Source organism: Streptomyces sp. NPDC048002, from assembly GCF_040653275.1.
Taxonomy (GTDB): domain Bacteria; phylum Actinomycetota; class Actinomycetes; order Streptomycetales; family Streptomycetaceae; genus Streptomyces.
This window is the reverse complement of record NZ_JBEZNL010000032.1, coordinates 78,138-90,401: the sequence shown is the minus strand read 5'-3', so window position 1 is coordinate 90,401 and position 12,264 is coordinate 78,138. Positions and strand designations below refer to the sequence as shown.

General features: G+C 71.2%; 8 protein-coding genes. 5 read left to right on the top strand and 3 right to left on the bottom strand.

The genetic code is table 11. The features are described 5' to 3' along the window. Together AB0E07_RS29915 and AB0E07_RS29910 are read left to right on the top strand one after the other, a co-directional pair. Positions 1 to 4,428, top strand: a 4,428-nt coding sequence (locus AB0E07_RS29915; RefSeq protein WP_362259010.1) for an SDR family NAD(P)-dependent oxidoreductase, incomplete at its 5' end; no start/stop codon positions are given. Between the two features lie 130 nt (positions 4,429 to 4,558). Further along, entirely contained in the window at positions 4,559 to 5,488 is a 930-nt protein-coding gene (locus AB0E07_RS29910) for an SDR family NAD(P)-dependent oxidoreductase (RefSeq protein WP_362259006.1), read from the top strand. A 271-nt stretch (positions 5,489 to 5,759) separates the two neighbouring features. Here AB0E07_RS29910 and AB0E07_RS29905 read toward each other — a convergent pair whose 3' ends face one another. Beyond that, complete coding sequence (locus AB0E07_RS29905; protein ID WP_362259003.1) at positions 5,760 to 7,367, bottom strand: ABC transporter permease; 1,608 nt, start codon at positions 7,365 to 7,367, stop codon at positions 5,760 to 5,762. After that, on the bottom strand, positions 7,364 to 8,293 hold the full coding sequence (locus tag AB0E07_RS29900) for an ABC transporter ATP-binding protein (protein ID WP_362258999.1): 930 nt from the start codon (positions 8,291 to 8,293) through the stop codon (positions 7,364 to 7,366). Before AB0E07_RS29900 ends, AB0E07_RS29905 begins: the two co-directional genes overlap by 4 nt. 91 nt (positions 8,294 to 8,384) lie before the next feature. Here AB0E07_RS29900 and AB0E07_RS29895 point away from each other — a divergent pair, with 91 nt between their 5' ends. After that, positions 8,385 to 8,936, top strand: a complete 552-nt coding sequence (locus AB0E07_RS29895; protein WP_362258997.1) for a MarR family transcriptional regulator — start codon at positions 8,385 to 8,387, stop codon at positions 8,934 to 8,936. Positions 8,937 to 9,064: 128 nt separating this feature from the next. Here AB0E07_RS29895 and AB0E07_RS29890 read toward each other — a convergent pair whose 3' ends face one another. After that, positions 9,065 to 9,697: a TetR/AcrR family transcriptional regulator gene (locus AB0E07_RS29890; protein WP_362258995.1), complete on the bottom strand. Its 633-nt coding sequence runs from the start codon at positions 9,695 to 9,697 to the stop codon at positions 9,065 to 9,067. A gap of 148 nt (positions 9,698 to 9,845) precedes the next feature. Between AB0E07_RS29890 and AB0E07_RS29885 the strand changes: the two genes are divergently transcribed. Further along, positions 9,846 to 10,925 (top strand): DUF3533 domain-containing protein, encoded by a 1,080-nt coding sequence (locus AB0E07_RS29885; RefSeq protein ID WP_362258992.1) that lies wholly within the window; start codon positions 9,846 to 9,848, stop codon positions 10,923 to 10,925. Between the two features lie 589 nt (positions 10,926 to 11,514). Further along, complete coding sequence (locus AB0E07_RS29880) at positions 11,515 to 12,162, top strand: PAS domain-containing protein (protein WP_362258989.1); 648 nt, start codon at positions 11,515 to 11,517, stop codon at positions 12,160 to 12,162. Positions 12,163 to 12,264 lie beyond the last annotated feature (102 nt).

Sequence of the window (12,264 nt, the reverse complement as noted above, 5' to 3'; positions counted from 1 at the left end):
GACACGCGGACGCACGCTTGGCTGGCCGACCACACCGTCGCGGGCACCGTCCTCCTCCCCGGTACCGCGTTCGTGGAACTCGCCATCCGTGCCGGTGACGAAGTCGGGTGCGGGCACCTCACCGAACTCACCCTCCAGGCACCCCTCGTACTGCCCGAGCAGGGTGCCGTACAGGTGCAGATGTTCGTCGAAGTGCCTGACGAGAATGGGCGGCGTGCCGTCTCGGTCCATTCGCGGCCCGAGGGGAACGACGAGGAGTGGACCGTGCACGCCGAGGGCACGCTGGTGCCCGAGGCGCCGTCCGCCCCGGAGCCGTTCGCCGAGTTGTGGCCCCCGGCCGGTGCCGAAGCCGTCGACGTATCCGACTTCTACTGCACCGCCGCGCGGGCGGGTTACGGATACGGCCCCGCGTTCCAGGGCCTCCGGGCGGTGTGGCGACGTGGAGCCGACATCTTCGCGGAGGTGGCGCTCCCCGAGGGGCCGAGGAGCGACGCCGTTCGCTTCGGCCTGCACCCGGCGCTGCTCGACGCCGCCCTGCACGCTCACGGCTGCGCACCCACCACGCCGTCGGCGCCGGAACCGGACAGGTCCGCGCAGCCGTTGCGGTTGCCCTTCGCATGGACCGGGGTGACCCTGTTCGCCTCCGGCGCCGACCGGTTGAGGGTCCGGCTCCGTACCGAGGGCTCCGACGCGGTGCGCGTGGACCTCGCCGACGGCGCCGGCGCCCCGGTCGCCACCGTTGAGTCCCTGCTGGTACGCCCCGTCACAGCGGCTCAGTTGGCGGCGGCACGGGCACCCCGTACGCATGACATGTTCCAGGTCCGGTGGTCGCCCGTGCCCTGCGACCCCGAGGCCGTCCGTCACGCGACGTGGGCCGTGATCGGCGACGATCCGCACGGCCTGGGTGCTGCCGTGCAGGCCGCGGGCCTGGCCGTCGACGCCTACCTGGACATCTCGGGTGTCCGTGGCGTCCTGGATTGGGGAGTCCCCGCCCCGCAGGTCGCTCTGCTCGCACCGGGAGCACCTGCCCCCCATCTGTCCCCGGCCCCGGACCCCCAATCTCCATCCGCGCCCCTCGCGCTGTCGGTCGCCGCCGAGCGGACGACCGTCGAGGTGCTGTCCATCGTGCAGGAGTGGCTCGCAGAGGAGGGCCTGGCTGACTCCTGTCTGGTGCTCGTGACGCGAGGGGCCACGTCCGCAGGAGGTGACGACAGCCTCATCGACCTGACCGCAGCCCCGCTCTGGGGGCTCGTCCGCTCCGCGCAGTCCGAGCAACCGGGCCGGTTCCTCCTCGTGGACCTGGATCCGGCGGAACAACCCGGCGGTGGCGACAGCGAGCTGCTCCCGGCGGCTGTCACCGCGGCCCTGGACACAGGGGAGGGGCAGGTCGCGGTGCGCGGCGGCAGGGTCCTGGTGCCCAGGCTGGTCCGACCCGGCCCGGACGGCACCTTGGACCGCCCCTCGGACACGGAGACCTGGCGGCTGGCCGCGACGGGCAGCGGCACGCCTGACGGTCTGGCCCTTGTTCCGGCCCCCGACGCGGACGCCCCCCTCGCGGTGGGCGAGATCCGGGTCGCGGTACGGGCCGCGGGGGTCAACTTCCGGGACGTGCTGCTGACGTTGGGCATGTACCCGGGAAGGCCCGTCCTCGGGAGCGAGGCTGCCGGTGTGGTGGTGGAGGTCGGCGCTGACGTCCTCGGAATCGCCCCGGGTGACCGAGTGATGGGTCTCATGACCGAGGGATTCGGCCCACGAGTCGTGACGGATGCGCGGCTCGTGGTGCCGATCCCCGAACACTGGAGCTTCGAGCAGGCGGCCTCGGTGCCGGTGGTGTTCCTGACGGCGTACTACGGCCTGGTCGACCTTGCCCGCGTGCAGGAGGGCGACTCGGTTCTCGTACATGCTGGGGCCGGCGGAGTGGGGATGGCCGCGATCCAGTTGGCCCGGCATTTCGGCGCCACTGTTCTGGCGACGGCGAGTCCGGGTAAGTGGGATGTCCTGCGTGGTCTGGGTCTGCCGGACGACCGGATTGCTTCCTCCCGGGACCTCGGTTTCCGGGAGAGGTTCCGAGAGGCGACCGCTGGTGCCGGTGTGGACGTGGTGCTGAACTCCCTGGCGCGTGAGTACGTTGACGCTTCCCTCGAACTCCTCGCTTCGCAGGGCCGTTTCGTCGAGATGGGCAAGACCGACATCCGCGATGCCGCAGAGCTGGCCGCACAGCGGCCCGGCATCCAGTACACCGCCTTCGAGCTGAGCGAGGCCGGCGCCGATCGCATCCAGGAGACGCTCGGCGAGCTGATGTCCCTGTTCGAGGCGGGGGTGTTGGAGCCGTTGCCGGTGCGGGCGTGGGATGTGCGTCGGGCGTCGGAGGCGTTCCGGTTCATGAGTCAGGCCAGGCATGTCGGCAAGGTGGTCCTGACGATGCCGCGGTCCCTTGATGCCGAGGGGACGGTCCTGGTCACCGGCGGCACGGGCACGCTGGGCGGGCTTCTGGCCCGTCATCTGGTGACCGAACACGGTGTCCGGCGTCTCCTCCTCACCAGCCGCACCGGTCCGGACGCCCCGGGATCCGTCGAACTCGTCGCTGATCTGTCCGAGTTGGGGGCAACGGTTGAGGTGGCGGCCTGCGATGCCGCGGACCGGGCCCAGCTCGCCGCCCTCCTCGACGGCCGTAACCTCACCGGTGTCGTCCACGCCGCCGGTGTCCTCGCCGACGGGCTGGTCACCTCCCTCTCCGCCGAGCAGCTGGCCGAGGTATGGCGCCCGAAGGCCCAGGCGGCCGTCAACCTCCATGAGCTGACCCGCGACACCGACCTCGCCCTGTTTGTCCTCTACTCCTCCGCCTCCGGTGTCTTCGGTTCCCCCGGTCAGGCCAACTACGCCGCGGCCAACACCTTCCTCGACGCCCTCGCCCACCACCGTCACACCCTCGGTCTGCCCGCCACCTCCCTCGCCTGGGGCTACTGGGAGCAGACCAGCGCTCTGACCGGCAAACTCGGGGAGCAGGACCAGGCGCGGATGACACGAGGCGGCATGCTGCCCCTCGGTTCGGAACGTGGACTGGCCCTCTTCGACGCGGCCACCGCGACGGACGAAGCCGTCACAGTCGCCGCCGCCCTCGATCCGGCGACACTGCGCGGACGTTCCGCCCGGCAGGTACCCCCGATCCTGCGGGAACTGATCACGGTCTCCCGGCGGCGGCGCGGTACCGCGTCCCAGGACGTCGTCGAGTCGGCCTCCGGATTGGCCCGACGACTCGCCGGTCTTGACCGGGCCGGGCGGGAGGAGGCTCTCGGGGATCTGGTCCGCGGTCATGTCGCCGCCGTGCTCGGGCACGCGGATGCCGCCGCGCTGGACATGACGCTCGAGTTCTCTTCCCTGGGCTTCGACTCGCTCACGGCTGTGGAGTTGCGCAATCGCCTCGGCGCCGCCACCGGACTTACCCTGCCCGCGACGCTGATCTTCGAGCACCGGACGCCGAGCGCGCTGGCCGGACACTTCGCCGGGGAGCTGGCGGACGGTGCCGAGGGGGCGGCGGACGGGGGACCGTCGACGCCTGCCACGGCGGCACGGGTGAGCGATCCGGACTCACTGAGCGGCATCTTCGTGCGGGCCTGCCGGGAGGGGCGGTTCGCGGAGATCGGCACGGTGCTGCGGACGGCGGCCGACTTCCGTGACGCGTTCACCGGTCCGGGCGAGTTGGCGAAGTTGCCTCAACTCACCTCACTGGCAAGGGGAGGTGCGGCGCCTCAGCTGATCTGCTTCCCCACCTTCGCCTGGAAGCCCAGCGTGTATCAGTACCTGCCGTTCGCCTCCGCGCTCCAGGGCCGTCTTTCCGTCTCCGCTCTCGCTCTGCCGGGCTTCATGACCGGGGAACCGATCCCCGCCGATCTGGACGCGTTGGTGCGGACCTTGAGCGAGGCGATCCGGCAGAACGCGGGGGATGATCCGTTCGCGTTGCTCGGTTACTCCAGCGGGGGGCTGATCGCGAGTGCCGTCGCCCGGCATCTGGAGGAAACGGGGCCAGGACCGGCGGCTTTGGTGCTCGTCGACACTCATTGGTGGGACACCGCTGGGGGGTTCGACGTCGATCCGTGGGCCGCCGATGTGCTCACCGGACTTCTGGACCGCGTGGGGGAGGGGGAGCAGCAGGGCGAGCAGTGGGGCGACGCATGGGTCACTGCCCGCGCCCGATACCTCTATCTGGACTTCCGCCAGGCGGAGTTGGCTGCGCCCACGCTGTTGGTGCGGGCGGCCGAACCTCTGGGTCCCGAGGGCTTTCGGCGCCGGGCCGACTGGGGGTTCGAGCACACGGCCATCGAGGTCCCGGGTGACCATTTCACGCTGATGGAGGGGGAGCGAGCGGCGACCTGCGCCGGAGCCGTCGACAGCTGGCTGCGCGAGCTTCCCGAGCACCCCCGCGCCTGACCGACCCGGCGTGTGCGGAGTCCCACGGACCGAGATACCCACAGACCGACGGACCCACAGACCGACTGACCCACAGACCGACGGACCCACAGACCGGACAACGAAGAATCGACTGGCGGAGGCGAGAGGGATGGCAGTGCTCGAACTCGCGGGGCGCACGGCCTTCATCACCGGTGGCGCGCAGGGTATCGGGCTCGGCCTGGCCCGTGCCCTGGCCAAGCGGGGCGCGCGGCTGGCCCTCGCCGACATCGACGCCGAAACGCTCGCCGAGGCCGGCAAGGAGCTGTCAGCGGTGACGGAGGCGGCCACCTACGAACTGGACGTCACCGATCGCGACGCCTTCGCCCAGGTGGCCGACGAGGCCGAGGAGCGCCTCGGCCCGGTCTCCCTGCTCCTCAACAACGCCGGAATCGGCGGTAGTTACCCGGTCGCCGCGATGAGCTACGAGCTGTGGGACCTCTTCCTCGGAGTCAACATCGGCGGAGTCGTCAACGGTCTTCAGACGTTCCTGCCTCGGATGATCGCCCGGGGTGAGCCGGCCCATGTCGTCAACACCGCCTCGACGGCAGGACTCGCGCCCCAGGGTGGCCAGGGGGGATACATGTACGAGGGCACCAAGGCCGGGGTGATCGGCCTGTCCGAGGGACTGGCCCGGCAGTTGGGCCATGAGGGGCATCCCATAGGGGTGACGGTGCTCTGCCCGGGGCTGGTGGCCACGAACATGGTCGCCACCAGCCGGGCGGCGCGCGGCCGTGTCGACGGCGATCTCGGACTCACTCCGGAGCAGGAGGAGGACCGGGAGAGGCTCCTCGACGAGCAGGACTTCTATCTGCAACAGCTCGGCATCTCACCGGACGCCGTCGGCGAGATGCTCGTGGAGGGCGTACGGTCCGGGAAGCCGTACGTCATCACCGACCGTGGGGTGGCGGAACCGCTGGCCGCCCGTTCGAAGGCCCTGTTCATGGCGCTGCCTGCCGAGACCGAGCACGACCGGCGTATCGCCCGCCATGTCGCCGCACAGATGCGGGAGGCCGCCCGCTCGGGCAGCAGAACCCACTGAACGGACGGCAGGACCACCTCAGCGAGCCGATGGGCAGCGGCGACCCGGCGTGGCCGCCCTACCAGGAATCCGCGTCAGTCGGGAGGCCCCGGTGGCGGTGCGACCCCGGGGGATTCGGGCCGCACCGCCCCGGCCGCCCGGCGGGTTTCCCACCAGGGCGGCGGCGGGTGGCGTGCGGGTGCCGCGATAGTCGACATCGGTGAGGCCACATCAGGTCCGGTCACGCCACCTCAGCCCCCCACCCCACGCCCCTCACCCCACGCCCCTCACCTCACGCCACGTCGCGCCGCCTGAACCCCCCGAGCCCCACCGCGACCAGCGCCCCCGCGAGCAGCGCCAGCGTCAGCAGCGGCGCGGCCTCGAAGTCGGCCGACGGCAGGTCGGGGACATGCGTGAAGGGCGAGAGATTGATGATCGCCTGGTCCACCTTGAGCACCTCGCCGAACTGGCCGATGACCAGCACGAAGGCCAGCGCCACCCAGGCGACGACCGTGTAGCGCGGCACCAGCCCGAACAGCAGCGCGCACAGGCCGATCAGCGTCCAGACGGCGGGCACCTGGGCCAGCGCCGCACCAAGGACGCGCGGCACCTCGCCCGTGACGTCCCCGCTGTTGAGCCCATGGGCCAGTCCCGCCGCGAGGCCGGCGGAGAAGAGCATGACCACCGAGCCGACGGCGGCGACCGTGAGATGGCTGCCCGCCCAGTGGACCCGGCGCACGGACGCCGTCAGAACCAGATCGACGCGGTGCGCGGACTCCTCGCCTGACAGCCGCAGCGCGGACTGGACGGCGTAGGCGCCGACGACGACGGCGATGAGGGAGGTGATGGTGGCCAGGAAGACGTCCACGATGCTGCCGCTGCCACCGAGGTCGCGGAGCAGTTCGTCGATGTCGGGGTTGTCCTTGGCGACATCGACCATGCCGTCGGCGACTCCGCCGAACGCGGCGCCGACGATCACGAATCCGATGGCCCAGCCCAGCATGGAGCCCTTCTGGAGGCGCCAGGCGAGGGCGAGGGGGGAGCGCAGCGCGGTGGACGCCTCGACCGGCCCGAGGGAAGGCGGCAGGACGCCCGAGCCGATGTCCCGCCTGCCGATGAGCACCCCGACCGCGGGCACGAGAACGGCGACGGAGCCGACGAACAGCAGGCCCACCGCCCAGTCCTCCTCGGTGTACGGGCGCATCATCTCGGCCCAGCCGATGGGGGAGAGCCAGGTCAGCCAGGACGGCCCGTCGTCGGAGGCGCTGGCCGCGTCGCCGGTGGCGCGCAGCAGGTAGGCCAGACCCAGGACGGCGGAGGCCATGCCGGTGGCGGAGCGGGTGTGATCGGTGAGCTGGGCCGTGATCCCCGCGACGACGGCGAAGAACACGCCGACGCCGGCGCAGCCCAGGGCGAAGGACCACGAACCCTCGACGGGGAGGTCGGTGCCGCGCAGGCCGAATCCGAGGAACACGGCGATGACCAGGTTCATCCCGGTGACCAGGAGCAGTGCGCTGGCGAGCCAGGCCCTGCGGCCGAGGACCGCCGATCCGGCCAGTTCGGCCCGGCCGCTCTCCTCCTCGGCACGGGTGTGCCGCACCACCATCAGGATGCTCATCAGGCCGATGATCGTGGCCATGAAGGCGACGAGCTGGTAGGCGTTGATGCCGCCGGTCGTGGTCAGATCGAAGGCGCGTCCGCCGAGGGCGAGCATCGCCGGGTTGGTCTCGACCGTCTCGGCGAGGTTCTGGCGTTCCTCGGGTGTGCTGTAGAGGTCGTTGTTGCTCTGCGCGGACGCCGTGGTGAACAGCACGATGCCGAGGATCCAGGCACTGGCGCGGACGCGGTCGAGTCGGACGGCGAGCCGCAGGAGGGTCCAGGTACCCGCGTAGTCCTTCACCGCTGGGCCTCCGCCCGGGCGTCTTCCCGGTCCTGGGCGGTGGTGTAGTGCCGCATGAACAGGTCTTCCAGGGTGGGCGGCCGGCTGACCAGGCTGCGCAGGCCCAGGGTTGTCAGATGCTGTACGGCGGTGTTGAGGTCGCCGGAGTCGACGTCGAAGGTGACGGTGCGCCGGTCCTCGCTGCTCATCCGCACGTTGTGCACGCCGGGGAGGCGGGTCAGGCCGTCCACGGACTCGGTGAGTTCGGCCTGGATCGAGGTGCGGGTGAGATGGCGGAGTTCGGTGAGGCTGCCCGACTCCACCGTGCGGCCGCCGCGGATGATGCTGACCCGGTCGCACAACTGCTCGACCTCGGACAGGATGTGGCTGGACAGGAGGACGGTGCGGCCGCGATTGCGCTCCTCGCTGATGCACTCCTGGAAGACGGATTCCATCAACGGGTCGAGTCCGGAGGTGGGTTCGTCGAGGATGAGCAGCTCGACGTCGGAGGCGAGCGCGGCGACCAGGGCCACCTTCTGGCGGTTGCCCTTGGAGTAGGCGCGGCCCTTTTTCTTCGGGTCCAGTTCGAAGCGCTCGACGAGTTCGTCCCGTCGCTTCCGGCTCGCGCCGCCGCGTAACCGGCCGAGCAGGTCGATGACCTCGCCCCCGGACAGGGTGGGCCAGAGCGTCACGTCACCGGGGACGTAGGCGAGCCGCTTGTGCAGCTCGACGGCGTCCGCCCACGGATCGCCGTCGAGCAGCGACACCTTGCCGCTGTCGTAGCGGAGCAGGCCCAGCAGGACGCGGATGGTGGTCGTCTTGCCCGCGCCGTTGGGGCCCAGGAATCCGTGCACCTCCCCGGCCTCGACGGTGAGGTCCAGCCCGTCAAGGGCTCGGGCGGGGCCGAACGTCTTGACCAGTGAGGAGATTGAGATGGGTGGCGTCATGATTTTAACGCTACTTGAATATTTTGAAATGTGCGAGAACTGGAAGAAAGTTGAATGGCCGGTTAAGGTGTGCGCAGGAGGTGCCGTACACGTGGCCATAGGCAGTGCAGAGTCAGCGAGCGACGAGCCCGGAGTGCCGGACGGGGCGGTCGCGGGGGAGGCCCGCGTCGTGGAACGGCTCGCGAGCAGGTTCGCCGAGACGGGACTTCCCCGGATGTCCGCGCGTGTCTTCGCCGCGCTCCTCGTCTCCTCGAAGGGCGCGTTGACGGCCGCGGAGATCGGCCAGATCCTTTCCATCAGCTCCGGCACCGTGTCCACGGCGTTGCAGAGCCTGGTCCGTATCGGACTCATCAGCCGTGAGAACCAGCCCGGTTCCCGCCGGGACCTCTACCGGGTCCGTGAGGACCCCTGGCCCGACGTATTCGCCATCCGGAGCCTGTGGCTGCGGGAGTTCGCCAAGGGGGCCGTGGAGGACGTCGAGTTGCTCGACGCGTCCAACACCGCCGGGCGCGCCCGTCTCACGGACATGCGTGACTTCGGTCTGTTCGTCATGCCCAAGCTGGAGCAGATCGTCGTCGACTGGCGGGAACACCGCGCCTCCGCCGGCTCACGCGGAGGCGAGGACGTCGTCGGGGACGTCTGATCCGAGCCGGTCGCGGAGAGTCTCGGGCTGCGCATGAATGCGGTCCGGTGAATGCGGTCCGGTGAATGCGGTCCGGTGAATGCGGTCCGGTCGCGGAGGGTCTCGGGCTGCGTCTGAATCCGGTCCGGTCAGGAGTGGCTGAAGCGGGCGGTGAGTCGTCCGTCGGCGCGGCCGCCCGGGGCGGTGCGGGGCAGGCCGAGCAGGGCCTGGACGGAGGCGCGGACCTGGGTGTCGACCGCTTCGGGGGTGGAGCTGTCGAGCTTGCCGTCAAGGTGGAGGAAGGCCAGGCCGTGGACGAGCGCCCAGACGGTCGTGGCCAGGGCATCGGTGTCGTCGGCACCCGGGAAGGCGTCGCGGACCAGGCCGTGGACGTAGTCGTTCATGACGGCGGTCGCGGCGACGCGTTCGGCGCTGGTGGGGTCGCAGGGCTCGGCGAACATGGCCCGGAACAGGGCCGGGTGGTCGAGGGCGAAGCGTACGTAGGCGACGGCCACGGCCGCGAGACCGTCGGGGGTCGACGGCTCGGGGTGGGCGGCGGCGAGCTGCTGGGCGAGCTCCCGGTAGCCCTCGGCGGCGACCGCGGAGACAAGCGCGTCGCGGTCCGTGTAGTGCCGGTACGGGGCGGCCGGCGACACGCCCGCCCTGCGGGCGACCGCGCGCAGCGAGAGGGCGGCGCTGCCGTCCTCCTCCAGCAGCTCCCGCGCGGCACGCAGACAGGCGGCGCGCAGATCGCCGTGGTGATAGGTGCCGGTCGGCGGCATGGGCGACACTTCCTCATGTTTACGGTGCATGCATCATACCCGAATGTGAATGGTGTATACATTTCGTCCTCGGCGCACCGTCGCCGGGCCGACACCGTTCGGGCCCCTCCGGCCTGCGGGGGCTCGTGCCGTCACGGACCGTTGACTCATGAAACAGAGCACCCTGTCCGAGGTGAAGGACGCCGTGACCCTGCGGGCGACGGTCCTGGTGATCGGGGTCGTCGCCCTTCAGCTGCTGTTCATCGCCTCCTACGTGGGCGCGCTGCACGAGCCCAGGCTGAAGGACGTCCCCTTCGGCGTCGTCGCGCCGCAGGCGTTGGCCGAGCGGACGGTGACCCGGCTCGACGAACTGCCCGGCGCGCCGCTGGACCCGCGCGCCCTGTCCGACGAACAGGCGGCGCGGGAGCAGATCGAGAAGCGGGAGATCGACGGGGCGCTCGTGGTGCGCCCGGCCGGAACGACCGACACGCTGCTCGTCGCCTCGGGCGGCGGACGGGCCCTCTCCCTCGCGCTGGACACCCTCGTGACCAGCCTGGAGAAGAGCGAGGGCCGTACCGTCCGCACGGTCGACGTGGCCCCGACCTCCCGTCACGACTTCAACAGCCTGTCGTCGTTCTACCTGGTCATCGGCTGGTGCGTCGGCGCCTACCTGTGCGCCTCGATCCTGGCGATCAGCTCCGGGGCCCGCCCGGCCAACCCCACCAGGGCGGCGACCCGCCTGGGTGCGATGACGCTCGTCGCGCTGGCGGGCGGACTCGGCGGCGCGATCATCGTCGGCCCGATCCTGGGTGCCTTGCCCGGCGGTGTGTGGGCCCTGTGGGGGCTGGGCACGCTGCTCATCTTCGCCGTCGGCGCCGCCACGCTGGCCCTCCAGGGGCTGTTCGGGGTGGTCGGCATCGGCCTGGCGATCCTGCTGATCGTGATCGCGGGCAACCCGAGCGCCGGCGGTGCCTTCCCCGCGCCGATGCTGCCACCGTTCTGGGAGGCGATCGGCCCGGCTCTGCCCCCGGGCGCCGGCACCTGGGCGGCCCGTTCGATCTCCTACTTCGACGGCAACGACATGACGTCGTCCCTGCTGGTGCTCTCGGCCTGGGCGGTCGCCGGCGTACTCGTCACCATGCTCGCGTCCGTGCTGAGGCAGCGCCGGGCCTCGGAACAGGACCCCGCCGCCGCGGAGCCGGACAGCCCGGCGGGCGGAGTGAACCAGGGGGCGCGGAACAGCGGATGAGTGCGCCGCCCCACGCGCCGGCACCCGCCGCCCCACCCGCCACCGCAGCCGAGCGCCGGCCGAGCCGCAACCGAGCGCCGGCCGAGCCGCAGCCGAGCCGCGGTCGAGTCCCGGTCGCCACCGCAGCCGCCGCCGTTGCCGTCGGCCGCGGTCGACGGTGGCTGGAATCGCGGCCTCCGGGTCCCCGCGCCGAGGCACCTTTTGAGTCTTCCGTGTGCCGTGCATCCTCGCCGAGGCGTCCGGAAGTCGCCGTGCCGTCGGCGGTCTTGACAAACGTGGTGAGCCGGTGGCGTCCCGGGCATCCTCCTCGGTCTTCCTCGGTCCGCGCTTTCGGAATGGTGCGGCACAGGATCCGGATTGGCTGAAATCGCGCCGTGGCAAAAAGAGTTGGCAATAGCGGCGCCCGGACCGGCGCGCACTTGCCAGGGGCGTGGTCCGGGCCTACCGTCCATAGTGCCGACCTGGTGCGATTCCCCTGCCCGACGGGAGCCGCGGGAACGTGGAGACCTGGCAACGGTATTCCGGAATTCCGGCTGCCAAAATTGGCGTGGTGCGTCGCGAACTCCTCCGTACAAGGGATTGAACGGTCATGTCCGTGGTGAGTAAAAGTACCGTCGCCTCATCCGCTGTCGGCGCCAGGGCGGGATGCGCCGGAAGCCGCCGCGTCTACACGGCCCACGCCTGCCCGAAGGAACTGACCGTCATGGCGGCGGAGGACGACTTCGCCGCACAGTTCGGACTGAGTCCCGGCGAGTTATGCGGCCGTTCGCTGAACGAACTGTTGCAGGCGGGCACGCCCACACGACTGAAGCGGCGACTGGCCGACCTCTTCGAGGGCCGCACGACCTGGTTCACCGAGCGGGTGAGCGGGCGGCACGACAGCGCCCGCGCGTTCACCGCGGATCTGACGGCCATCGCCGTCACCGGCCCGGACGGGCCCTCCGGACTGGTGCTGCTGCTGCGCCCGTTGACGGGGACGGAGGTGCCGCGCCGCCGTGAACTGACCCTCAGCGAACTCGACGCACGCCTGCTGGAGGGCGTCGCGGGCGGTGCGTCGACCGTGCAGCTGGCCGGCCGGCTGTACCTGAGCCGTCAGGGCGTCGAGTACCGCGTGGGCCTGCTGCTGCGTCGCTTCGACGCCCCCAACCGGCCCGCCCTGGTGGCCCGCGCCCACGGCCTGGGGATGTTCGCACCGGGCCAGTGGCCCCCGCTCGTGCTGCCGGACGTCGTCGAGTAGAGCCTGCGCGGGAGTTGAGCCGTCCCGGGAGCAGAGCCGGCGCGGGAGGAGGCCCGCGGACGTCGGGCACACCGGTGCGGAACGCGTCGCCGCGGCGGCCGC

Coding starts and splice junctions, on each gene's coding strand:
- AB0E07_RS29910 (WP_362259006.1), top strand. CDS start 4,559: ATGGCAGTGCTCGAACTCGCGGGGCGCACGGCCTTCATCACCGGTGGC.
- AB0E07_RS29900 (WP_362258999.1), bottom strand. CDS start 8,293: ATGACGCCACCCATCTCAATCTCCTCACTGGTCAAGACGTTCGGCCCC.
- AB0E07_RS29890 (WP_362258995.1), bottom strand. CDS start 9,697: ATGCCGCCGACCGGCACCTATCACCACGGCGATCTGCGCGCCGCCTGT.
- AB0E07_RS29885 (WP_362258992.1), top strand. CDS start 9,846: ATGAAACAGAGCACCCTGTCCGAGGTGAAGGACGCCGTGACCCTGCGG.
- AB0E07_RS29880 (WP_362258989.1), top strand. CDS start 11,515: ATGTCCGTGGTGAGTAAAAGTACCGTCGCCTCATCCGCTGTCGGCGCC.